The sequence below is a fragment of the Inquilinus limosus DSM 16000 genome (genome assembly GCF_000423185.1).
In the GTDB taxonomy this organism is placed as follows: Bacteria; Pseudomonadota; Alphaproteobacteria; order DSM-16000; family Inquilinaceae; genus Inquilinus; species Inquilinus limosus.
Genome location: NZ_AUHM01000001.1, coordinates 694,909 through 717,966, shown reverse-complemented (window position 1 = coordinate 717,966; position 23,058 = coordinate 694,909). Strand labels below are relative to the sequence as shown.

General features: G+C 69.1%; 22 protein-coding genes. 13 read left to right on the top strand and 9 right to left on the bottom strand.

Translation table 11 applies throughout. The features are described from left to right. Positions 1-64: 64 nt before the first annotated feature. Entirely contained in the window at positions 65-664 is a 600-nt protein-coding gene (locus G537_RS0103505) for a class I SAM-dependent methyltransferase (protein ID WP_026868928.1), read from the bottom strand. A gap of 246 nt (positions 665-910) precedes the next feature. Between G537_RS0103505 and G537_RS0103500 the strand changes: the two genes are divergently transcribed. Then, positions 911-2,233 (top strand): MFS transporter, encoded by a 1,323-nt coding sequence (locus tag G537_RS0103500; protein ID WP_026868927.1) that lies wholly within the window; start codon positions 911-913, stop codon positions 2,231-2,233. A 58-nt stretch (positions 2,234-2,291) separates the two neighbouring features. On the opposite strand, the gene G537_RS0103495 is transcribed toward G537_RS0103500, so the two are convergent. After that, complete coding sequence (locus G537_RS0103495; protein ID WP_162146078.1) at positions 2,292-3,119, bottom strand: polysaccharide deacetylase family protein; 828 nt, start codon at positions 3,117-3,119, stop codon at positions 2,292-2,294. 359 nt (positions 3,120-3,478) lie between these two features. On the opposite strand from G537_RS0103495, the gene G537_RS0103490 reads away from it, so the two are divergent. Next, complete coding sequence (locus G537_RS0103490; protein WP_026868925.1) at positions 3,479-3,859, top strand: hypothetical protein; 381 nt, start codon at positions 3,479-3,481, stop codon at positions 3,857-3,859. Between the two features lie 28 nt (positions 3,860-3,887). Here the strand turns inward: G537_RS0103490 and hisI are convergent, their stop codons facing one another. Further along, the gene (hisI, locus tag G537_RS0103485; RefSeq protein WP_026868924.1) at positions 3,888-4,286 is read right to left on the bottom strand and encodes a phosphoribosyl-AMP cyclohydrolase; all 399 of its coding nucleotides are present in this window, start codon (positions 4,284-4,286) and stop codon (positions 3,888-3,890) included. Continuing rightward, positions 4,283-5,467: a cystathionine beta-lyase gene (metC, locus tag G537_RS0103480; protein WP_026868923.1), complete on the bottom strand. Its 1,185-nt coding sequence runs from the start codon at positions 5,465-5,467 to the stop codon at positions 4,283-4,285. Before metC ends, hisI begins: the two co-directional genes overlap by 4 nt. Positions 5,468-5,579: 112 nt before the next feature. Here metC and G537_RS0103475 point away from each other — a divergent pair, with 112 nt between their 5' ends. Further along, on the top strand, positions 5,580-6,257 hold the full coding sequence (locus G537_RS0103475; RefSeq protein WP_026868922.1) for a methyltransferase family protein: 678 nt from the start codon (positions 5,580-5,582) through the stop codon (positions 6,255-6,257). An 8-nt stretch (positions 6,258-6,265) separates the two neighbouring features. On the opposite strand, the gene recQ is transcribed toward G537_RS0103475, so the two are convergent. Together recQ and G537_RS0103465 are read right to left on the bottom strand one after the other, a co-directional pair. Further along, positions 6,266-8,077, bottom strand: coding sequence for a DNA helicase RecQ (recQ, locus tag G537_RS0103470; protein WP_026868921.1), 1,812 nt, complete (start codon positions 8,075-8,077; stop codon positions 6,266-6,268). A gap of 122 nt (positions 8,078-8,199) precedes the next feature. Then, positions 8,200-9,339 (bottom strand): LptF/LptG family permease, encoded by a 1,140-nt coding sequence (locus G537_RS0103465; RefSeq protein ID WP_026868920.1) that lies wholly within the window; start codon positions 9,337-9,339, stop codon positions 8,200-8,202. Positions 9,340-9,502: 163 nt separating this feature from the next. Here G537_RS0103465 and G537_RS0103460 point away from each other — a divergent pair, with 163 nt between their 5' ends. The 4 genes from G537_RS0103460 to rnk all read left to right on the top strand — a co-directional run bounded on the left by G537_RS0103460 (position 9,503) and on the right by rnk (position 14,278). Further along, positions 9,503-9,952 (top strand): RbsD/FucU family protein, encoded by a 450-nt coding sequence (locus G537_RS0103460; protein ID WP_026868919.1) that lies wholly within the window; start codon positions 9,503-9,505, stop codon positions 9,950-9,952. A 278-nt stretch (positions 9,953-10,230) separates the two neighbouring features. Beyond that, on the top strand, positions 10,231-11,157 hold the full coding sequence (gene rbsK / locus G537_RS0103455) for a ribokinase (RefSeq protein ID WP_026868918.1): 927 nt from the start codon (positions 10,231-10,233) through the stop codon (positions 11,155-11,157). 253 nt (positions 11,158-11,410) lie between these two features. Next, positions 11,411-13,492: a calcium-binding protein gene (locus tag G537_RS45355; protein WP_155888479.1), complete on the top strand. Its 2,082-nt coding sequence runs from the start codon at positions 11,411-11,413 to the stop codon at positions 13,490-13,492. A gap of 372 nt (positions 13,493-13,864) precedes the next feature. Next, complete coding sequence (rnk, locus tag G537_RS0103445; RefSeq protein ID WP_026868917.1) at positions 13,865-14,278, top strand: nucleoside diphosphate kinase regulator; 414 nt, start codon at positions 13,865-13,867, stop codon at positions 14,276-14,278. 7 nt (positions 14,279-14,285) lie between these two features. On the opposite strand, the gene G537_RS0103440 is transcribed toward rnk, so the two are convergent. After that, positions 14,286-14,999: an HAD family hydrolase gene (locus G537_RS0103440; RefSeq protein ID WP_051247760.1), complete on the bottom strand. Its 714-nt coding sequence runs from the start codon at positions 14,997-14,999 to the stop codon at positions 14,286-14,288. A gap of 114 nt (positions 15,000-15,113) precedes the next feature. Here G537_RS0103440 and G537_RS0103435 point away from each other — a divergent pair, with 114 nt between their 5' ends. The 5 genes from G537_RS0103435 to G537_RS0103415 all read left to right on the top strand — a co-directional run bounded on the left by G537_RS0103435 (position 15,114) and on the right by G537_RS0103415 (position 20,676). Next, positions 15,114-15,983 carry a carbohydrate ABC transporter permease gene (locus tag G537_RS0103435; RefSeq protein ID WP_026868915.1) on the top strand — a complete coding sequence of 290 codons (870 nt, stop codon included), beginning with the start codon at positions 15,114-15,116 and terminating at the stop codon, positions 15,981-15,983. Then, positions 15,980-16,999 carry a carbohydrate ABC transporter permease gene (locus tag G537_RS0103430; protein ID WP_026868914.1) on the top strand — a complete coding sequence of 340 codons (1,020 nt, stop codon included), beginning with the start codon at positions 15,980-15,982 and terminating at the stop codon, positions 16,997-16,999. The genes G537_RS0103435 and G537_RS0103430 overlap by 4 nt, the downstream gene beginning before the upstream one ends. A 23-nt stretch (positions 17,000-17,022) precedes the next feature. Beyond that, positions 17,023-18,483, top strand: coding sequence for an extracellular solute-binding protein (locus G537_RS0103425; RefSeq protein WP_026868913.1), 1,461 nt, complete (start codon positions 17,023-17,025; stop codon positions 18,481-18,483). A gap of 72 nt (positions 18,484-18,555) precedes the next feature. Then, positions 18,556-19,647 (top strand): ABC transporter ATP-binding protein, encoded by a 1,092-nt coding sequence (locus G537_RS0103420; RefSeq protein ID WP_026868912.1) that lies wholly within the window; start codon positions 18,556-18,558, stop codon positions 19,645-19,647. A 60-nt stretch (positions 19,648-19,707) separates the two neighbouring features. Continuing rightward, positions 19,708-20,676, top strand: a complete 969-nt coding sequence (locus tag G537_RS0103415) for a M28 family peptidase (RefSeq protein ID WP_026868911.1) — start codon at positions 19,708-19,710, stop codon at positions 20,674-20,676. Between the two features lie 74 nt (positions 20,677-20,750). Here the strand turns inward: G537_RS0103415 and G537_RS36215 are convergent, their stop codons facing one another. Further along, on the bottom strand, positions 20,751-21,473 hold the full coding sequence (locus G537_RS36215) for a methyltransferase domain-containing protein (protein WP_051247758.1): 723 nt from the start codon (positions 21,471-21,473) through the stop codon (positions 20,751-20,753). A 76-nt stretch (positions 21,474-21,549) separates the two neighbouring features. After that, positions 21,550-21,747: a hypothetical protein gene (locus G537_RS0103405; protein ID WP_026868910.1), complete on the bottom strand. Its 198-nt coding sequence runs from the start codon at positions 21,745-21,747 to the stop codon at positions 21,550-21,552. Between the two features lie 133 nt (positions 21,748-21,880). On the opposite strand from G537_RS0103405, the gene G537_RS0103400 reads away from it, so the two are divergent. Continuing rightward, the gene (locus tag G537_RS0103400) at positions 21,881-22,819 is read left to right on the top strand and encodes a nucleoside hydrolase (protein WP_026868909.1); all 939 of its coding nucleotides are present in this window, start codon (positions 21,881-21,883) and stop codon (positions 22,817-22,819) included. The last annotated feature ends 239 nt before the right edge of the window (positions 22,820-23,058 follow it).

The window sequence follows — 23,058 nt, the reverse complement described above, 5'->3', positions numbered from 1 at the left end:
GTCGAATCCGTCAGGTGGGAATTATGCCCTGTCGCGCATAACGGCGGAAGCGGAGCAGGGCGCGTCAGCCGGCGCTGCGCTGCCGGTAGGCCCAGACCGAGGCCGGCGGGATGTTGGCCGGGACGAAGCCGACGCGGCGGCCGGTCAGGTCCAGCGCCTCGCGCTGCAGCGGCGAGGAAAGGGCATAGGTGTAGAGCACGACCTGCCGCCCCTTCGGCATCACCGAATAAGCCGAATCGAGGATCGCCTTCTGCTCCTCCAGCGTCAGCAGCAGCATCGGGATGCCGCACACGGTGGTGCCGACCTTGCCGACCACCTCGGGCGGCAGGATCTCGCGCAGGCGGCGGGCATCGCCCTCGACCACATGGATGCCCGGGAAGGTCTCGCGCAGATGCTGCGCCATCTCCGGGTTGATCTCGAGCACGTAGAGGCGCTCGGCCGGGACGCCGCGCTCGAGAATGCCGCGGGTGATGGCCCCGGTGCCGCCGCCCAGCTCGATCACATACTCGTCGGGACCGCGGACGATCTCCTGGGTCAGCCGTCGCGTCAGGGCGGGAGAGGAGGGCGTCACCGACCCCACCTCGCGCGGGTTGGCGAGCCAGCGGCGGAAGAACAGCCAGGGATTCATGTCCGGCCGGACTTGGCCGGCTTTACGGTCGGTCATCGAGCAACGGGTCCTTCGACGTCGAACGGATGGAGGCGCCGGGTCCTCCGGGCGACGAACGCTTGATGCTCCGTTCCGGCTCCGATCGCAAGATCGTCGCGGCGGGACGGCAATCTTCGCCTTGCGCGCTGCAGTCATGTCCGAGACGCCGGGCCGGCCGGTCCGCTTGCGGTTGACGGGACCGGCAACAGCGACAGAAAAGGAACGCAGCCTCGAAAAGCTGCGCAACGATTGGTACATCCCTTCATGACGGACACAACATTCGGGAGGACGGCCGCCCCGGCCGCCGCCAACACCACTGGCCGGATCGTGGTGGCCAGCCTGGTCGGCACAGCCATCGAGTTCTACGATTTCTACATCTACGGCACGGCCGCGGCCCTGGTCTTCGGGCCGGTGTTCTTCCCCCAGGAGTCCGAGACGGCGCAGCTTCTCGCCGCCTTCGCGACCTTCGCCATCGCCTTCCTCGCCCGGCCGATCGGCTCGGCGCTGCTCGGCCATTTCGGCGACCGCATCGGCCGCAAGGCGACTCTGGTGACGTCGCTGCTGCTGATGGGCATCTCGACCACGCTGATCGGCGTCCTGCCCGGCTATGCCGCGATCGGCTGGGTGGCGCCCGCCCTCCTGTGCCTGATGCGCTTCGGCCAGGGGCTCGGCCTCGGCGGCGAATGGGGCGGCGCGGCGCTGCTGGCGGTGGAGAACGCCCCGGCCGGCAAGCGCGGCTGGTTCGGCATGTTCCCGCAGCTCGGCGCGCCGATCGGCTTCCTCGCCGCCAACGGGCTGTTCCTGCTGCTAGCGCTGGGGCTGGACGATGACCAGTTCCGCAGCTGGGGCTGGCGCGTGCCCTTCCTGCTCAGCGCCGCGCTGGTGGCGGTCGGCCTCTATGTCCGGCTGAAGCTGGTCGAAACCCCGGTATTCCGCGACGCGATGGAGCGGCAGGAGCGGGTGCGCGTGCCGATCGGCGAGGTGCTGGTCCGCCACGGCCGGCTCACCATCCTCGGCACCCTGGCGATGGTGTCGTGCTACGCCCTGTTCTACATCACCACGGTGTTCGCGCTCGGCTACGGCACCAAGGCGCTCGGCTATTCGCGCCAGGCCTTCCTCGGGCTGGAGTGCTTCGCCATCATCTTCCTCGGCATCGGCATTCCGATCGCCTCGCGCCTCAGCGACCGCATCGGGCGGCGTCCGGTGCTGATCATCGGCGGCGTGCTGACGGCGCTGTTCGGCTTCGCCCTCGCCCCGCTGCTGGGCAGCGGCTCGGTGCTTCTGGTGACGCTGTTCCTGTGCCTCGGGCTGTTCCTGATGGGGCTGATCTTCGGCCCGATGGGCGCCTTCCTGCCCGAGCTGTTCCCGACCCGGGTGCGCTACACCGGCGCCTCGCTGACCTACAACCTGGCCGGCATCCTCGGCGCCTCGCTGGCGCCCTACATCGCCCAGACGCTGGTCGAGCAGGGCGGGCTCGGCTGGGTCGGCGGCTACATCAGCATCGCTGCGGTGATCAGCCTGACCGCGGTGTGGCTGATCCGGGAGACCCATGACCAGGACCTGACCCGGGTCGCCGGCGACCGCTGACGCGACAGGCGAGGGGCGCCGGAGCGTCGGTGTCCCTCGCAGGCCGTTTCCAGGAGGTTCAGGGCCGCGCGGTCACGCGCTCGATCTGCGACAGGCCCTTCGGCCCGACATAGCGGTCATCCGCCGAATAGACGGGGTCGGTCAGCGCTTCCTGCACCGTGATGAAGCTCCAGCCCTGGGCCTTGTACCAGCCGAGCAGGTCGCCGAGGTGGTCGGCGTTGATCCGGTTCATGTGCAGCAGCAGGATGTGCCTGACGTCGCGGCTGAGCCTGCCCTGCGCCAGCGCCTGGAAGTACCCGGTCCTCTCCTGCATGTGCCGCAGGTAGCGGCCGGCGATCTCCTGCGCCGCTTCGCGGTCGCCCTTGGCCAGGGCCTTCATGTAGTCGTCGTTGAACCGGTACTCGTCGTTGTCGATCGAGACCGGCACGTTCCGGTAGCCGAGCTGCGCCAGGATCGCCGCCGCCGCTTCCCGCTTCTCCGGCGTCTCGCCCTGATGGAGGAAGGGGAAACGATAGTATTTGCCCTCGGTCAGCCAGTCCGCGAGCGCACGGTCGGCCCGGACCGTCTCCAGCCTGAACGCTTCCGGCGTGAGCTGGTTGTAGTCCGGATGCGACCAGCTGTGGTTCCCCAGCCCATGGCCGGCCCGCACGAAGGCGCGGAGGGCCGGGAGGCTGTCCGGGGCCACCTTCTCCCCGATGGCGAAGCCCGTCGCGGTCACGCCGTACCGGGCGAGGGTCCGGTTGACCGCCTCGACGATCACCAGCCCTTCCTGCGGCGACACGCGCGACGGCACGGCATAGGGCAGGTCATCCAGGGTGATGGCGACCTCGGCGGCCAGGCCCGGTCGTGCCGCCGCGACCGACGCGAGCAGGACAGTAGCGAGCATTTTCAGCATCTTGCCTGAGGTTCCTCATCCGTAGGTGGAGCCTGGCCGAGGCGCCTCCGCGATCCCCCGTTCCCAGCCACGATTCGAATCCTAGCCCTCTTCGCTGCCGCGGACTGCGATCGAGGCGGCGAGGATGACGTGTTGGCTGAAGTGTCACAAAAATGTAATCTGCCGTTTGCAACCCGTGATTGATGCCGCCCCTCGGCGGCAGGGTGCGCGCATCGCCTGTGGGCTTGCCAAAAAAAGGCCCCAGGCTCGGGAAGGGGAAAGTACGAGTGCGGTACCGGGATCGCCTTTGGCGCGAGGTCTGGCGTGTCCTGCGGAACCATCGCCGGAGGGGGGCGTGGCGGGGTCGCAACGTGCTGCGGCGCCTTCTGGCGAAGCGGTTCGGCGAGCTGCCGCCCGGCGATGGCCGGTGGCGCATCTCCAAGGAGCTGTGGTCGACCGACGCGCTCGCGCGGCACGGCGGCGGGCGCCATGACCGGCTGGAGCCCTGGGGGCTGCGGGGGCCGGTGATCCTGGCCCGCCGGTCGGGTGCGTTCTGGGTGATCGACGGCTCGAACCGCATCAACCACTGGGCCGCGACCAACGACACCAGCCTGCACGAGGTGCTGGTGATCGACTTGGACCGCGTGGTCGAGCGGCCCGGTTTCGACCTGTCGTGGACATGGAGGATCGGCCGGATCGCCGGCCTCGCCCTGCCGTGGTTTCTCGTCGCCGCGGACGTCCCGCTCGGCTGAATCCGGCGCTAGCGCTCCACCCGCCCGATCACTCGTGACCGTGCCCGTACAGCGCCTTCGGGTCCTGCAGCACCGGCAGGTCGGTGTGCCAGGCGCCGTCGCGGGCAACCCGGAAGAAGCAGCTGCGCCGGCCGGTGTGGCAGGCCACGCCGGTCTGGTCGACCCGGACCAGCACGGCGTCGCCGTCGCAGTCCAGGCGCAGCTCGACCAGTCGCTGCACCTGGCCGGAGGTGTCGCCCTTGCGCCACAGCGCCCGGCGCGAGCGCGACCAGTAGCAGACCCGGCCGGTCGCCAGCGTCTCGGCCAGCGCCTCACGGTTCATCCAGGCCAGCATCAGGATCTCGCCGCTGTCGTGCTGCTGGGCGATGGTCGGGACCAGCCCGTCGGCGTCGAACCGGACCTCGTCGAGAAGCGTCTCCGCGTTCATGCCGCGGCCCTCAGCCGGTCGAGGCCGGCCTCCAGATCGGCGATCAGGTCGGCCGGATCCTCCAGCCCGACATGCAGCCGGATGCCCGGCCCCTCGGCCTCCCAGCGCGTGGCGGTGCGGATCTTCTCAGGATGGGTCGGCAGGATCAGGCTCTCATAGCCGCCCCAGCTGGCGCCCATCTGGAACAGCTCCATGCCGTCCAGCATCGCCGCAACCTGGGCCTTGGAGGCCGGCTTCAGCACGATCGCGAACAGGCCGGAGGCGCCGGTGAAGTCGCGGCGCCACAGCGCATGGCCAGGATCCTGGGGCAGGGCGGGGTACAGCACGCGCGACACTTCGGGCCGGGCCTGCAGCCAGAGCGCGACCTCCAGCGCGTTCTCCTGGTGCTGGCGCAGCCGCACCCCCATGGTGCGCAGGCCGCGCTGGGCGAGATACAGGTCGTCCGGCCCGGCGCAGTGGCCGGCCAGGACGGCACAGGTCTTCAGCGTCTGCCAGACCGATTTGTCCTTGGCCCCGATGATGCCCATCATCGCGTCGGAATGGCCGACCATGTATTTGGTCGCGGCATGCACCGTGACGTCGACGCCGTGGCCGAAGGCGTCGAAATGGAGCGGCGTGGCCCAGGTGTTGTCCAGGGCCGTCACGATGCCGCGCGCCCGGGCGGCGGTCGCGATCGCCGGCACGTCTTGCACCTCGAAGGTCAGCGAGCCCGGCGATTCGAGATAGACCAGCCGGGTGTTGTCGCGGAACAGCCGCTCGATCCCGGCGCCGATCAGCGGGTCGTAGTACTCGACCTCGACGCCGAACCGGCTCAGCACCGCATCGGCGTAGCGCCGGGTCGGGCCATAGGCGCTGTCGGTGATCAGCACATGGTCGCCGGCCCGGACGAAGGCGGTCAGCGCCACGTTGACCGCGGCGAGGCCGGAGGAGACGGCGATGGCGCCATGGCCGCCCTCGATCGCCGCGACCGCGTCCTCGAAGGCTTCGCTGGTCGGGGTGCCGATCCGGCCGTAGCTGTACTGGCCGTGCTCGAAGCCGCTATGCGCCGCGTCCATCGTCGCCACCGTCGGCCACAGCACGGTCGACGTGTGATAGACGGGCGGGTTGACCATGCCGTGATTGGCTCTCGGGTGGCGGCCGGCATGGGCGAGGATGGTGGCGGGGCGGCGGGACTTGGACATGTCGGTCGGCGGCGATGTTGTTCAGTCGAAACCGGGCCGACATCTTTCGGCCAGCGGGACGGGCCGGTCAAACCCGATCGGCGCAGGGCCGGCCTGACGGAGGAACGGAGCGATGCCGAGGAAGGTCTGGATCGCCCTCGCGATCGAAGCCCTGGTCTTCGCGCTGCTGCTGTTCGGCGCGGCCGGGACGCTGCGCTGGCCGGCCGCCTGGGTCTATCTGGTCCTGTTCTTCGGCCTCGCCGTGCCGTTCTGCCTTTGGCTGGCGCGGCACGACCCGGCGCTGCTGCAGGAACGGATGAAATCGCCGTTCCAGAAGGGCCAGCCGCTGTGGGACCGGATCCTGCTGCCGGTCCTGTTCGCGCTGTTCCCGCTCTGGCTGGTGCTGATCGGGTTGGATGCGGTGCGCTTCGGCTGGTCGGCGATGCCGGCCTGGCTGCAATGGGCCGGGGCGGCGGCACTGATTCTCTCGCTCCTCGCCATGGGCCTCGTCTTCCGCGAGAACACCTTCCTGGCGCCGGTGGTGCGGATCCAGGAGGAGCGGGCGCACAGGGTGATCACGACCGGGCCCTATGCGGTGGTGCGACACCCGCTCTACACCGCGGCACTGGTCTGGTTCGCGGCGACCGCGCTGATGCTCGGCTCCTGGTGGGGGCTCGTCGCCTGCATCGCCTTCGCCGTCATCCTGGCGATGCGCACCGCGCTCGAGGACCGCGAGCTGCATCGCGGCCTGCCCGGCTATCCGGACTATGCCCGGCGCGTTCGTCACCGGCTGGTGCCGTTCGTCTGGTGAAAGGGCCGCTACTCCGCGTGCTGCTCGATCACCTCGAGGAAGGCATCGGCATAGCGCAGCAGCTTGGCCTGGCCGACGCCGGGGATGGCGGCGAATTCGGTGATCGAGCGCGGCCGGGCATGGGCCAGCTCGGTCAGGGTCGCATCGTGGAAGATGACATAGGGCGGCACGCCCTGCTCGCGCGCCAGCTCCAGCCGCTTCGCCCGCAGCGCCTGGAACAGCGACGCCTCGGCCGGGTCGTCCGGCAGCGCCCGCACGGTGCGGCCGCCAGCCTTGCCGCGGGCGGCCCGCTTCACCGCCTCGCGCCGCAGATGGATCTGCTTCTCGCCGCGCAGCACCTCGCGGCAGTCGGGCGCCAGATGCAGCCCGCCATGGCCCTCGGTGTCGACGATCAAGAGGCCGGCGGCCACCAGCTGGCGGAACACCGACTTCCATTCCTGCTTCGACAGATCGCGGCCGATGCCCCAGGTGCTCAGCCGGTCGTGGCCGAGCTGGCGGACGCGGTCGGTCTCGCTGCCGGTCAGCACGTCGATGACATGGCCGACGCCGAAGCGCTGGCCGGTGCGGTAGACGCAGGACAGCGCCTTGCGCGCCAGCTCGGTGCCGTCGAAGGACTCGACCGGCTCCAGGCAGGTATCGCAGTTTCCGCAGGGCTGCGGCAGCGCGTCGGCGAAATACTCCAGCAGCACCTGGCGCCGGCAGCGCACCGTCTCGCAATAGCCGAGCAGGGCGTCCAGCTTCTGCCGATCGATCTGCTTCTGCCGCTCCGGCGCGTCCGAGTCGGCGATCAGCCCCTGGATCTTGCCGACATCCTGGATGCCGTAGGCCATCCAGGCGTCGGACGGCAGCCCGTCGCGGCCGGCGCGGCCGGTCTCCTGGTAATAGGCCTCCAGGCTCTTCGGCAGGTCGAGATGGGCGACGAAGCGGACATCCGGCTTGTCGATGCCCATGCCGAAGGCGATGGTCGCGACCATGACCACGCCGTCCTCCTTGAGGAAACGGTCCTGGTTGCCGGCCCGCACCTCGCGGTCCAGCCCGGCATGGTAGGGCAGGGCCTCGATGCCCTCGCCGCGCAGCCATTCCGCCGTCGCCTCGACCTTGCTGCGCGACAGGCAGTAGACGATGCCGGCCTCGTTCGGATGCTCGCGCCGGATGAAGGACAGCAGCTGCGCCCTGGGATTCTCCTTCGGCACGATGCGGTAGCGGATGTTCGGCCGGTCGAAGCCGGCGACGAAGACGCGGCCGTTCTGCAGCTTCAGCCGCTCGGCGATGTCGCGCCGGGTCGGGCCGTCGGCGGTGGCGGTGAGCGCGATGCGGGGCACGCCCGGATAGCGCGTCGCCAGCATATCCAGCTGCAGGTATTCCGGCCGGAAGTCGTGGCCCCATTGCGACACGCAATGCGCCTCGTCGATGGCGAACAGCGCCAGCTTGCAGTCGTCCAGCATGTCGAGCAGCCCGTCGGTCAACAGCCGCTCGGGCGAGACGTAGAGCAGGTCCAGCTCGCCCGACCGCATCGCCCGGGCGATGCCGCGCGTAGAGCCGGGCGGCAGGGCGGAATGCAGCGCCGCGGCGCGGACGCCGAGCTGGCGCAGCGTCTCGACCTGGTCCTGCATCAGCGCGATCAGCGGCGACACGACGACGCCGAGCCCCGGCCGCACCAGCGCCGGCACCTGGTAGCACAGCGACTTGCCGCCGCCGGTCGGCATCAGCACCAGCGCGTCGCCGCCGGACACGACATGGCCGACGATCTCCGCCTGCTGGCCGCGGAAGGCGGTGTAGCCGAAGACGTCGTGCAGGACGGAGAGCGGGTCGCGGGGCATGGAGCGCTTATAGCGGCCCACCGGGATCAGACCAAATGCCGTTTGTGACCGGCCTTTGAACCACAACAGATTGTGGTTCGGGCAGTGGTATCGTCCAGGCCCTGTGATAGGCCCCGGACGCCTCAGGCCGGCGCCAGATCGGGGCCTGCGGGAGCCTCCGTCGGGACCTTCCGTCGCCGCGACAGCAGCAGGATGGTGAAGCCGGCGATCATGGTCAGGACCGGCAGCACATACATGATCGGCACCAGCTGCAGCGAATCGCGGGCCATGCCGGCGATGCTCATCGTCGTGGCCTGCACCGCGACGACGCCGATCGTGGCGGCCAGGATGCGGCGGCCCAGGCCACGGCGATTGTAGTCGCCGCTCAGAAGAACGCCGAGGCAGAAAACGACATAGGCGAAGGGCAGCAGGGGATCGGTGATGCGCTTGTGCCCCTCCATCACCAACCGGTTGTAGTTCTTCTGATCGCGGGGTGAGTTCGTGTCGGGGTACAGCAGTTCGGGCAGGAACCGCTCGGACGGGGCGCGGTAGCTGCGGGCGAGGTCCTCGGCGCCGGGGGTGTTCAGCGGCACGGTGTAGCTGTCGAAGGCCACCGGGTCGACCTTGCCGGTCTTGCGGTCGAGCTGCTGGATCACGCCGTCCAGCGCCACGATCCGCGGCCCGTCCTCGCTGTCCTCGACATAGCCGCGATCGGCGATGATGGTGACCGGCTGGTCCTCGTTGTCGGTGATGTGCACCAGGATGCCGCTGAGATCGCCGGTCACCGGGTTGCGGCTGCGCACGAACACCGTCTTGGTGTCGCCGATGGCGTTGAACTCGCCGGTCTGCAGGAAGGCGGCGGAGACGTCCGACTGGGCCATCGCCGTCAGGTCGCGGAACTCGCGATTGGCCACCGGCCAGAAATACAGCGTCATGCTGTAGCTGACGCCGGTGATGACCAGCCCCATCAGCAGGCCGGGCAGGGCCAGCCGGATCTGGCCGATGCCGGCGCCGCGCATCACCAGCAGCTCGCCGTCGGCCAGCATCCGGTTGTAGACGATCAGGCAGGCCGCCACGACGCCGACCGGCAGCACCGCGATCAGGAACTCCGGCATCGACAGGAAGACCAGCTCGAGGAACATCCCGACGCCGACGCCGCCGTCGACGATCAGCTGGATCAGCCGCATCGAGGTGGTGAGCATGATCGCGAAGACCAGAATCACGGTGGCGAGCACCGTGGCGACCGCGATCTGGCGGAGCATGTAGCGGCTGAGGAGCGACATGGCGGCACCGTATACACGAGCCGGGGCGCGACGGCCATGTTGCCAAGCGTCGCGCCGGTGATCCAGAATGCGCCGTGCCGAAAAGCACGACAAATCAAGGCGCGAGGGCGGGCGCGGCCAAGGTCCCGTGTCGCCTGAGGAAACCCAGGGAAGCTGCTGAAAAATGCTGAAAAATATCGATCCGATCATCACCCCGGATCTGCTGACCGTCCTGGCCGGCATGGGGCATGGCGACGACCTGGTGATCTGCGACACCAATTTCCCGTCCCGGTCGGTGGCGCAGCACACCATGATCAAGACCCCGATCGAGCTGCCGGGCGTCAGCGCCGCCCGGGCGGTGCGGGCGATCCTGTCGCTGATGCCCCTCGACAGCTTCGTCGAGCATCCGGCGCGGCGGATGGAGGTGGTGGGGCAGCCGGACGAGATCCCGGAGGTGCAGCGCGAGGTCCAGGCCGAGATCGACCGGGCAGAGGGGCGGCCCTGGCCAATGGGTTCGATCGAGCGCTTCGCCTTCTACGAGGAGGCGAAGCGCGCCTATGCCGTGGTCCGGGCCGGGGAAGGGCGCTTCTACGGCTGCTTCCTGCTGAAGATGGGCGTGATCCCGCCGAAGTAGGATCGGACCCATGGCTTCCAACCCGCATGCCTCCCCCTCCCTGTGTCCTGCGCCGGTTCAAAATGCCGACCGGGCAGGAGGAGGGCGCGGCGCGATGTGGTTCATCGCGCAAGCCGTTCGACGCCCCTGGTCGGCATTTTCAACCGGCCCGGAGGGTCGCCTTGCGGTGGCCGCCTGCGGGCGCGGGCCGCTCGACCATATGACCCGATACGCTCTTCGCGGCCCGCGCCCGCATTCGACTCACCGCAAGGCGACGCAGGACGCAGAGAGAGGGAGACATGCGGGTTAAGATCGCCATCCAAGGCGTGTTCGTCGCCGATCTCGCCTTCCGCGCCGCCCGACTGCCGGTGATGGGCGAGACCCTGCTGTCGAACGGGTTCAAGCTCGGCCCCGGCGGCAAGGGCTCGAACCAGTCGGTCGCCGCGGCGCGGGCCGGCGCCGACGTCGCCTTCATCACCAAGCTCGGCACCGACCCGTTCGGCCAGATGGCGCGCGGGCTCTACGCCGAGGAAGGGATCGACGCCACCCATGTTCTGACCGATCCGGAACGGCCGACCGGCGCCGCCTTCATCTTCGTCGACGGCAAGACCGGCGAGAACGCCATCATCATCGAGCCGGGGGCCGCTGCGGCGCTGACCGAGGCCGAGATGGAGGCGGCGGCGCCCGCCATCGCCGCGGCGCGGGTCTTCGTCGCCCAGCTCGAGCTGCCGCTGCCGGTGGTGCGCCGCGGGCTGGAGATCGCGCGGCGGCACGGGGTGACCACGATCCTGAACCCGGCACCGGCCATGACCCTGCCGGACGACCTCTACCCCCTGGTCGACTATCTCACGCCGAACGAGACCGAGGCGGAGAGCCTGGTCGATTTCGCGGTCGACAGCGGTCAGCAGGCCGCCCGGGCGGCGGAGGTGCTGCTGGGCAAGGGCGTCGGCACGGTGATCGTCACCCTCGGGGCCAAGGGCGCGCTGCTGAGGAGTCGGTCGGAGACCGTGCATGTCCCGGCCTTCTCGGCGGGAGAGGCGGTCGAGACCGCCGGCGCGGGCGACGCCTTCAACGGCGGCTTCGCCCTGGCCCTGGCCGAGGACCGTCCGGTGGCCGAGGCGGTCCGCTTCGGCTGCGCCGTCGCCGGGATCTCGGTGACCCGCGCGGGCACCGCGCCGTCGATGCCGCGGCGCGACGAGGTCGAGGATCTGCTCCGCCGTTCCTGACGTGCCGGAAGCGTCGCCTTGCATCCGTCGGCCGCTCGACGGATGCAGCGATGCGGTTCATTCTGATTAACATTTTATGCAAAATGAAATCGAATGTCCTGTAAATATTGCTGCAATTGATCTGTTCTGATTCCTAATTTTTCCTGCATAAAGTCTTATTGTCCTCCACGATGCGTGATAGCCTCGAAAGCAGAGGCTCAAAACCGTCAAGAGAACGGTGGCGTCTGGGATATCCATTTCCCTGGAGGAGGAGATGATGGTTTCCACAGATTCCTTGGATGGACTTCTTGATGGCGACGGCTTGCTTGGAGGGCTGCTGGACGGTCTTCTGGGCGAGGGCGGTCTTCTGGACGGCGTCGTGGACGGCGTCGGTGGCTTGCTCGGCGGCCTTCTCGGGGGTGTCGGCGGGCTCCTGGACAGTCTGCTCGGCGGCCTGCTCGGCGGCGGCCTCGGCGGCCTGCTCGGGGATCTCCTCGGCGGGCTCACCGATGCCGGCGGCCTGCTCGGCGAGCTGCTCACCCCCGACCTGATCGGCGGGATCGTGACCGGCCTGCTCGGCAATCTCGGTGGCCTGCTCGGCGGCGCGATCGGCGGCGTGCCGCTCGACGACCTGCTCGGCGGGCTGTTCGGCGAGGGCGGTCTGCTCAGCGCCGACGGTGTGCTCGGCGGCCTGCTGGGCGAGGACGGGCTGCTGACCCAGCTCGTCGAGGTCGTGCAGGGCTCCGGCGACCTGGTCGGCTCGCTGCTCGACCCCGACGGCCTGCTCGCCAACGTGGCCGACATCCTCGGCGGCCTCGCCGACGGCCTGGTGGGCGACGGCGGGCTCGTCACCAGCCTGATCGGCGGCGTTCTGGGCGATGTCGGCGGGCTGTTCGACGACCTCAGCGTCACCGGCATCATCGGCAACCTGCTCGATCCGGACGGCCTGATCGGCGGCGTCCTGGCCGAGCTCGGCGTCGGCACCGACATCGGCGAGGCCATCGGCGGGATCTTCGATCAGCTGCCGGGGCTGGACGTCCTCGACGGGCTGCTGACCGACGGCATCCTCGGCGGTCTGCTCGGCGACGTGCTGGGCCCGGACGGCAGCGGCCTGACCGACCTGCTGCTCGGCGCCCTCGGCGCCCTGTCGCCGGACGTCTTGTTGCAGAACGTGATCGACAGCGGCGGCGTGTCCGGCCTGCTCGACAGCGTGCTCGGCGGGGCCGCCGGCGTGCTCAACACGCTGCTCGGCGACGTGCTCGGCGGGGCGCTGAACGGCAGCCTGCTGCAAGGCGATGGCGGCCTGATCGGCAACTTCTTCGGCGAGTTCGGCATCCTCGGCGGCGACCAGATCGGCTTGCGTGGGGCGCTCGGCGATGGTCTGATCGGGGACGTGTTCAACACCCTGCTGGATGTCGGCGTGCTGGCCGTCGGCGGTGAGGTGATCAAGGTCGCGGGCCCGCTGGCCATCGCCGGCACGGTCGCCGACCTCCTGGCCGGCGACAACGGCCTGCTGCACGGCGTGGCGCCCGAGGCGGTGATCAACCAGTTCTTCGGCGAGAACGGTGTGATCGGCGCCGCGCTGGAGAGCCTGATCGGCGGCGTCAACGGCCGGGACGGCCTGCAGGCCGTGCTCGATATGAGTGTGATGAACATCTCCGACGTGGTCCAGGACCTGAAGGAGGTGATCGCCGAGTTCCAGGACATCGGCGGCGGGGTGCCGCAGCTCGACGCCCTGATCGCCCTGGCCGGGACGCTCGAGGGGATTGCCGAGACGTCGGCGCAGGCGCTGACCGAGCTCCATACCGCGATCCGTGACGTCAACGACATCCGGGCCGGCACCTCCGGCGCGGACACGATGAACGGCTGGCTCGGCGACGACACGCTCGACGGTGGGGCCGGCAACGACCAGCTCTCCGGCGGAACCGGCGCCGACCTGCTCAGGGGCGGGGCCGGCAACGACAACCTCAAGGGCGGGCTGGGCCAGGACGTGCTGATCGGCGGCGCCGGCGCCGACATCATGAGCGGCGGCGACGATGCCGACACGTTCCGTTTCACCGCCCCGTCGGAAAGCCCGGTCGGCGGCGGCCGGGACATCGTCTACGACTTCATCCGCGTCGAGGGCGACAAGGTCGACCTGTCCGCGATCGACGCGAACACCACCCTGGCCGGCAACCAGGCCTTCACCTTCATCGGCGGCCAGGCCTTCCACAATGTCGCGGGCGAGCTGCGCTTCATCGCCGGCGAGTTCAACAGCGGCAGCGTGGTCGGCGACATCAACGGCGACGGCCGGGCGGATTTCGAGATCTTCGTCCGGACCCACACCGTCCTGGAGGCGTCCGACTTCGTGCTCTGACCGGCCTCCGGCAAGAGCGGCCGCGCGGCGTCCTCGCCGCGCGGCCTTTTTCTTGACCGATGCGGATCCGGACCGAGCCGGTTGACGGTTGCGGCCCGACCACCTATCTCTCAATCATCATGAGAACACTGTGGACGAACCCGTTGGCGGCGCGTCGAACGCCGCTTCAAGCCCGGGGCTGCTGACCTCGGGGGCGATGCCCCCATGGTTGGGCCGCCCCCGTCCGTCCGTTCTCGCCTTCGTCGCGCCGCGCGACCCCGTTTCCCCCCTGTTCCAAGTTTCCCGCGTCCCGGCCGTCATGCGGCGCCGGTCGCAACCAAGGCCTTCGGGGCGTGATCCCCGAGATGGCCGCCAGAAGAAAGGAAAGTCGGCATGTCCCGCAGAAGCCTGCCCAAGCGTCCGGAGATCCATGTCACCGCCGGCGACTATGATCGCCTCGCGGCGCTGGCCGACGCCGCGGCGGATGCCTTCCCGGCGGTCGCCGACTTCCTGGCGGCGGAGCTCGACCGCGCCCGGATCATCGATGCGACCGCGGCCAAAGGCGTGGTCCAGATGCACTCGACCGTCACCTACCGCGACGACGAGACCGGTGAGGAGCACACGGTCACCCTGGTGTATCCGGACGAGGCCGACATCGAGGCCGGCCGCCTGTCGGTGCTGACCCCGGTCGGCGCCGCGCTGATCGGCCTGCGCCGCGGCCAGACCATCACCTGGATCACCCCCTCCGGCAAGCCGCGCAACCTGACCGTGGTCCGGGTCGAGCCCGCGCAGGCGGCCGTCGCCTGACCGCAGGTCAGCCCCGGAGGCCCGCCACCAGCCCGGCCAGATCGTCCATATGCGGGCAGATCAGCCGGGCGCCGGCGGCGCGCAGCCGGTCGGCATGGCCGTCGCGGATGTGGCGGCCGCCGAAGAAGCCGATCACCGTCATGCCGGCGGCGACGCCGGCCGTGGTGCCGGTGACGCTGTCCTCGATCACCAGGCAGCGGCCGGACTCGACGCCCAACTGCGCCGCCGCGTGCAGGTAAAGGTCCGGCGCCGGCTTCGGCCGCGGCACCACCTCCGGCGTGTAGACATGCGCGCCGAACAGGCTGGTGAGGCCAGCGATCTCCAGCGAGCGGCGAACCCGCGCGGCGTGGCTGTTCGAGGCCACCGCCATCGGCAGGCCGAGGTCGGCCAGTGCCGCCTGCACCCCCGGGATCGCGTCGAGGCTCAGCGCCAGCGCGTCGTCGATCACCTGCGCCATGCGCGGGCCGATATCCTCCGGAAACACCGTGCCGAAGCGCGCCGCCACCTGGCGCACGATGTGCAGATCAGGGGTGCCGACCAGCTGCTCCACCAGCTCCTCGACCGGCGCCCGCGGTTCGTGCCGCGCGATCAGCTCGGCCACCGCGCGGCAGGCGATGATCTCGCTGTCGACCAGCACCCCGTCGCAATCGAAGATCACCGCCGAGATGCCGCCGGCCGGCAGGGCAGGGGCGGCATTGCGCGCGGGGTCGACGGTGTCCATCAGTTCCTTCTCCCTTCCGTTCCGCCGGTTGCGCCGGCGGGGCGAGTCACCATAACGTACGACAAGTGAACGAAGCCGTGCGACAGCGAGCGCCGGCGAGGGGAGGCATCGACGTTGCGGGAGCCGATCAAGCACGCCTTCATCTGGCCGGCCTTCCTCGTCGTCCTCGTGGTCGGCATCTTTCCTCTCATCTACTCGCTGACCATCAGCTTCCAGAGCATGCGGCTGGTGCCGCCGCTGCCGCCGCGCTTCGTCGGGCTCGACAACTACGCCTCGCTGCTCGCCAATCCGCGCTTCTGGGCCACCGTCCGGACCACCGCGACCGTCGTCTTCCTCTCGGTCGCGGTCCAGTACGTGCTCGGCTTCGCCATCGCGCTGGCGCTGCATAGCAAAATTCCGGGTGAGCGTCTGTTCCGCGTCGGCTTCCTGCTGCCGATGCTGATGGCGCCGATCGCCGTGTCGCTGGTCGGGCGCATGCTGTTCCATTCGACCGTAGGGCCGGTGAACGACATGTTCACCCAGTTCGGCCTGCCGAACCTGCCGTTCCTGACCGACGCGACCTGGGCGCTGGGCACCATCATCGCGGTCGAGGTCTGGCAATGGACGCCCTTCGTCATCCTGATGATGCTGGCCGGGCTGCAGAGCCTGCCGCAGGACGTGTACGAGGCGGCGCAGCTCGAGAACGCAAGCGCCTGGCAGCAGTTCTGGGGCATCACCTTCCCGATGCTGCTGCCGATTTCGGCCGCGGTCGTCTTCATCCGCATCGTCGAAGGCTTCAAGATCATCGACACGGTCTTCGTCCTGACCGGCGGCGGCCCTGGCGTCTCGACCGAGACCCTGACCCTGTTCGCCTATCAGGAAGGGTTCAAGAAGTTCAACCTGGGCTACACTTCGGCCCTCAGCTTCCTGTTCCTGATCGTGATCATCGTCTTCGGCACGATCTATCTCGCGGTCCTGAAGCCGCATCTGGAGAAGCGGCGATGACTCCTTCCGGCACGCGGCGCCGCCTCGTCTTCCTGCTCTGCCTGGCCTGGTTCCTGGTGACTCTGTTCCCGGTCTACTGGGCGCTGATCACCTCGTTCAAGCCGCCGACCGCCGTCAGCGGCGGGCCGACCTATCTGCCCTGGATCGATTTCCAGCCGACGCTGCAGGCCTGGATCGATGCCTTGACGGGCGTCCGCGGCAACTTCATCACGCCCTTCGTCAACTCCACCCTGATCGGGCTGTCGGCCACGGTGCTGTCGGTGATCCTGGGATCGATGGCGGCCTATGCGCTGGTGCGGTTTCCGTTCCAGGTCCGCCTCCTGGCCGGAATCGCCTTCGCCGTGGTCGCGATCGGCGGCTTCCTGCTGCTGTCGAACGTCCTCGGCCTGACCCGGCTGCAGGCGCTGGGCGGCGCGCTGGTCACGGCGCTGCTGGTGTCCGTCCCTCTCAACGCGCTGCGCCTGCCCGGACCGGTGCTGGGCAATGACGACGTCGTGTTCTGGTTCGTCAGCCAGCGCATGTTCCCGCCGATCGTCACCGCCTTCGCGCTCTATCTCCTCTATTCCGAGGTCGGCAAGGCGGGCCTGCCGCTGCTCGACAGCTTCTGGGGCATGACCCTGTGCTACACGGCGTTCTCGCTGCCGATCGTGGTCTGGCTGATGCGCGACTTCTTCCAGGCGCTGCCGGTCGAGATCGAGGAGGCGGCGCTGGTCGACGACGTGCCGCGCTTCCGCATCTTTCTCGAGATCGTGCTGCCGATGGCGCGGCCCGGGCTGATCGCGACGGGGATGATCACGCTCAGCTTCGTCTGGAACGAGTTCCTCTTCTCGTTGCTGCTGACCGCCGGAAGCTGGCAGACCCTGCCGATCATGCTGTCGGGGCAGAACTCCTATCGCGGCGACGAGTGGTGGGCGATCTCGGTCGCCGCCATGATCTCGATCGGGCCGATGATGGTGATGGCGATCATCCTGGCCAGGCTGATGCGATCCGGCCTGCTGCTGGGCAGCATCCGATGATCGCGAGACAGGGAGGACCAAGAATGAAATCGATGCTTCTTGCCGCCGCCGGCGCCCTGGCGCTGACCGCGGCGCTCCACGGCCCCGCCGCGGCGGCCTGCGATCCCGACTATTCCGGGGTGACGCTGACCGCGGGCTCGCAGACCGGGCCGTTCATCGCCCTGGCGCTGCAGATGGCGGCCAAGACCTGGGAGCAGAAGACCTGCGGCAAGGTCAATGTCGTCGAATTCCCGTTCGGCGAGCTGTACCCGAAATACCTGACGGCGATGACGGCGGGCGAATCCACCTTCGACGTCATCACCTTCGCCCCGGCCTGGATGCCGGACTTCTCACCCTACCTGTCGGAGATGCCGGAGTCGGTGCGCCAGGGCAAGGACTGGGAGGACATCGCCCCGGTCTATCGCGACCGGCTGATGGTGTGGGACGGCAAGCACCTGTCGCAGACCATCGACGGCGACCTCCACACCCTGTCCTATCGCAAGGACCTGTTCGACGACCCGAAGGAGAAGGAGGCGTTCAAGGCCAAGTACGGCTACGACCTTGCCCCGCCGAAGACCTGGAAGGAATACTACGACATCGCCGAGTTCTTCACCCGGCCCGACCAGAAGCTGTGGGGCACGGCGGAGGCGTTCCGGCGCGGCGGCCAGCAGTTCTGGTTCTTCTTCACCCATGCCGCCAGCTACACCAACGACCCGCAGAATCCGGGCAGCATGTTCTTCGACCCGGAGACCATGGACGCCCAGGTCAGCAACCCGGGCTGGGCCAAGGCGCTGGAGGACTACATCAAGTCGGTGAAGTTCTCGCCGCCCGGCGCTCTGAACTTCTCCTCCGGCGACATCCGCACCGCCTTCTCCGGGGGCCAGGTGGCGATGAACTTCGACTGGGGCGACACCGGCGTGATCGGCGCCGACAAGACGCAGAGCAAGGTGGCCGGCCATGTCGGCTCGGCCCTGACCCCGGGCTCGACCGAAATCTGGAACCACAAGACCAAGAGCTGGGACAAGTTCGACCAGCCGGTGTTCTCGCCCTTCATGGCCTTCGGCGGCTGGCAGGCGGCGGTGCCTTCGGCGGGCAAGAACGTCGAGGCCGCCTGGAACTTCGTCGAATGGGTCTCGAACCCGGAGAACAGCGGCACCGCGACGGTGACCGGCGGCTCGGGCGTCAACCCCTACCGCCTCAGCCATTTCGCGCCGGACCGCTGGCTCGCCAAGATGACCAAGGAGGAGGCGGACGAGTACCTGGCGGCCCAGCGCGGCAGCCTCGAGGCCAAGAACGTGGCGCTCGACATGCGCATCCCCGGCTACTTCTCCTATACCGAGGTGTTGGAGATCGAGCTGTCCAAGGCGCTGGCGGGCGAGGTGACGCCGCAGCAGGCGCTCGATTCGATCGCCGAGCAGTGGAACAAGCTGACCGATGAGTTCGGCCGGGACGCCCAACTCGCCGCCTACCGCGCCTCGATGGGGCTGCCGCCCTTGCAGAAGTAGGAGCAAGGCCGCCCCGCCGTCGTCCGGCGGCGGGGCGGTGCCCCACCGGAGTCTCCAGAGACCAAGGACATCATGGCCCGCGTCAGACTCGAAGCCGTCACCAAGAGCTATGGCGACGTCTCCGTCATCCCGTCGCTCGACCTCGAGATCGCGGATCGCGAATTCGTCGTCCTGGTCGGCCCGTCGGGCTGCGGCAAGACCACGACGCTGCGCATGATCGCCGGGCTGGAGGCGGCGAGCGGCGGCACCATCCGCATCGGCGACCGCGACGTCACCCAGCTCCGCCCTGGACTGCGCAACTGCGCCATGGTGTTCCAGAACTACGCGCTCTATCCGCACATGACGGTGCGCGAGAACATCGGCTACGGCATGAAGGTGCGGGGCGAGCCGAAGGCTACGATCGACGCCAAGATCAAGGAGGCTGCGCGCATCCTCGGCCTCGATCCCTATCTCGACCGCCGGCCGAAGCAGCTCTCGGGCGGGCAGCGCCAGCGCGTCGCCATCGGCCGCGCCATCGTCCGCGACCCGGACGTGTTCCTGTTCGACGAGCCGCTGTCCAATCTCGACGCCAAGCTGCGGATCGAGATGCGGGCCGAGATCAAGGCGCTGCACCGGCGCCTCAAGACCACCATCGTCTACGTCACCCATGACCAGGTCGAGGCCATGACCATGGCCGACCGGGTGGTCGTGATGAACCAGGGCCGGATCGAGCAGGCGGCGGAGCCGCTGACGCTCTACGAACGCCCGGCCAACCTGTTCGTCGCCGCCTTCATCGGCGCCCCCAGCATGAACTTCCTGCCGGCGACGCTGGTCGCCGATGGCGGCGCGCCGGGGCTGCGGCTGGAGGACGGCACGATGCTGCCGATGCCGGCGGCCAAGCAGGCGGCACTGGCCGGGCGCGATGGCCTCCCCATCACCATCGGCCTGCGGCCGGAGCATGTGGTGGGCGGCGCCGCCGGACCGGTGACGCTGCCGATCCTGCCGCGGGTGATCGAGCCCCTCGGCGCCCACACCCTAATCCTGGGCGAGGTCGCGGGCAGCAAGTTCACCGCCCAGGTCGATGCGCATTTCCCGGCCCAGCCGGACGAGCCGGCAACGATCAGCCTCGATCCCGACCGGCTGCATCTGTTCGAAACCGAGAGCGGCCGGGCCGTGGGACCATAGTCCGGCCATATAGTCCAGTCATATCGTCCAGTCGCATAGTCTAATCATTAGGGGGAACGAATGAACTCTGTGCGTCGGGGGCTTCTGCTCCTGCTGACTCTGGCCGCCTGCGTTCCGACCCCGGCGGCGCCTCCGACGCCAACCGCTCCGCCGCCGCCCTCCGCCATCATCGACTCCGCCGCGCTGCTGCAGGATGTGCGGCTGCTCTCGGCCGACGACATGGAGGGGCGCGGCACCGGCACCGCCGGGATCGAGAAGGCCCGCGCCTATCTGGCCGAGCGTCTCCGGCAGGTCGGGATCCGGCCCTTCGGCGCCTCCTCTGACCAGCCCTTCTCCGGCCGCAACCGGCGGGGCGTGGAGGTGAGCGGCACCAACCTGGTCGGCTACCTGCCGGGCACTGGCGCCGAGCAGCGCTACATCTTCGTCACGGCGCACTACGACCATCTCGGCATCCGCAGCGGCCGCATCTACAACGGGGCGGACGACAACGCGTCGGGCACCGCGGCACTGCTCGCGCTCGCCGAGTACCTGGGAAAGCACCCGACAAGGCATCCGGTGATCTTCGCCGCCTTCTCGGGCGAGGAGCTGGGCCTGCAGGGCAGCGAGGGGTTCGTCCGGTCGCCGCCGGTCCCGCTCTCGACCATGGGGGTGGAGATCAACATGGACATGATCAGCCGCAGCACCCGCAACGAGATCAACGTTCTCGGGACCTGGCACTATCCGTTCCTGCGGCCCTGGCTCGAGCCTCTCTCGGGCAAGGCGGGGGCACCGACGCTGGTGTTCGGCCACGACACGCCGGAACCGAAGGAGGAGGACTGGACCCTGCGGTCCGACCACGCACCGTTCCACAAGGCGGGTATCCCCTTCATCTGCTTCGGGGGCGATGACCACGCCGACTATCATCGCCCCACCGACGATTTCGGGCGGATCAACCCTGTCTTCTTTGTCCGCACGGTCGAGATGATCACCCGCGCGATCGCCGTGCTGGACGACAGGCTGGACGAGTTCCCCGCCCGGGCCGGTGCCTGACGGCCGGCGGCCCGGCTGTCGGTCCGGACCGGCCGCGCTTCCTCGAGACGGCGGGCGGCCGGCGTTGCGACGCGTCAGACCGGGGCCGGCTTGGTGGCGATGAAGATCTTCACGCCCCGCCGCAGGGCGTGCCGGCTCACCAGCGGCTCGGTTGCGGTGATCTCCTCCAACCCGAAGCCGGCATCCGTAATTCGCTTGCGCACGTCGTGGCCGAAATAGCGGACATGGTCGGCCTGGCCGAAATGGAGCAGCCGGTCGCGCGGGCTGACGATGGCCGGGTTCTCATAGGTCTCCTCCCAGCCGTCGACATAGGGGAAGGACAGCACGGCCACGCCCGACGGCGTCAGGATGCGGAAGATCTCCGACAGCGCCTTTCGGTCGTCGACATGCTCCAGCACGTGGTTGCAGATCACCATATCGACCGAGGCCGATGGAAGGTCGATCGCTTCGATGTTGAGGGCGATGTCGCCCGCGCCGGGCATCAGGTCGGCGGACTGGTATGACATCGCCGTCTGCTTCAGGTAGCGACGCAGGATGGGTTCTGCCGCGAAGTGCAGGATCTTCGACTTCGCAACGAGTTGCTCGTTATCCTTGAACCAGAGGAACAGCTGCCGGTGCCGCTCGAGGCTGCCGCAGCTCGGGCATTGGGCATCGTATCGCGGCGGCAATCCCGCGGCCCGGAAATGGCCCGTGTAGTCGCAGATGTTGCAGGTCCGCTTGTGGACACCGGACAGGTGCAAAACGATCGCCGCGAGATAGCGGGCGTTGCCGATATACCAGCGCAGCGCACTGGGCATGCTCCACCTCCCCCAATGGAACGTGCCTGATGATAGCAGGCCGGACATCGCTCCGAACACCCCCGGGGCGAGGAGATCATTCCTTCGGCTTGCCGTAGACCCCGCGCAGGAAGAAGTCCCAGATCGCATAGACCAGGGCCGCGCCCCACAGGAACAGCCACAGCCGGTCGCCCAGCCAAAGGACCTCCGCCGCCAGGGCGGCGACCAGGAAGACGATGATCAGCAGCCGGACCCAGAGGGGTTCGAGCCAGGGATGGGCTTGCGGCGTCGGCATCGTCTCCAGCGCGTCGGCGGGGCGGGGGCGGGGAGAGTGGCACGGACCGCGCCCGGTATCCAGACCGTCGCGGCGTCCCGCGTCCCGCGCTATGGTCGGGCCCGACGACGCGACGCCGGAAAGGACCCCGCCGATGCCGAAGATCATCCTCGACTGCGATGTCGGCATCGACGACGCGCTGGCCATCCTGTGGCTGGCGGACCGGCCGGGGGTGGAGATCGCGGCCCTCGGCAGCGTGCACGGCAACGCCTATGCCGATGTCGCCGCCGCCAACGCCCAGCACGTTTTCGACCTGGTCGGGCTGGGCCATGTGCCGGTCGCGGTCGGGGCCAGGGCGCCGCTGGCCCAGCCGGTCAGCATCAGCGGCCATGTCCATGGCGATGACGGCCTCGGCGGCCAGGGCCCGAAGGCGCCGCTGCGGCCCTTTGCGGCCGAGACCGCGGCCGAGCAGCTGGTCCGCCTGGCGCGGGCCGAGCCGGGCGCCCACACCATCCTGGCCACCGGCCCGCTGACCAACCTCGCGCTCGCCCTGCATCTCGAGCCCGACCTGCCGCGGCTGGTCGAGCGGGTTGTGGTGATGGGCGGGGCGGTGACGGTGCCGGGCAACATCACCGCCGCGGCCGAGGCCAACATCTTCCACGATCCGGAGGCGGCGGAGGCGGTGTTCGCCGCCGCCTGGCCGGTCACGCTGGTCGGGCTCGACGTCACCATGACCGCCTGGCTGGGCGAGGCGGAACTGGCGCGCATCGCCGCCGATCCCCGGCCGCGCGGGCGTTTCGCCTGGTCGATCCTGCAGCATTATGTCGGCTTCTATCACGGCTGGTACGGCATCCGGGGCTGTGCCCTGCACGATCCGGCCGCGGCGATGCTGGCGGTCGATCCGGGCCTCGCCGACTACGCCGACTGGCCGGTCCGGGTCGAGCTCAGCGGCAGCCTGACCCGCGGCATGACCCTGGCCGACCGCCGCGCCCTCTCCGAGCCGCAGACGGCGGGGCGGCCCTCCGTCCGGGTGGCGACGCGGATCCATCGCGACCGGTTGGTCGGGGGATTCCTCGACGGGCTGCTGCGCTGACGGGGGAAGTCGAGCCGCCGTCTTTTCTTGCCGATTGTCCCGATACAAACGGTCGAGCGCCGTCGGCGACTTCGCCGCCGGACGCGGCGAAGCGGGCGCTGCCGAAAGAACCGTCAGTCGGCTGCGCGTGGATTGGTCGGATGATTATTCGGAAAGCACAAAGCTCGGCCGGTCCTTGATTGAAATACCATATCCCAGTGGTCCGGCCGCCGCGGCTAATCAAAAAAGCCGTGCATTCG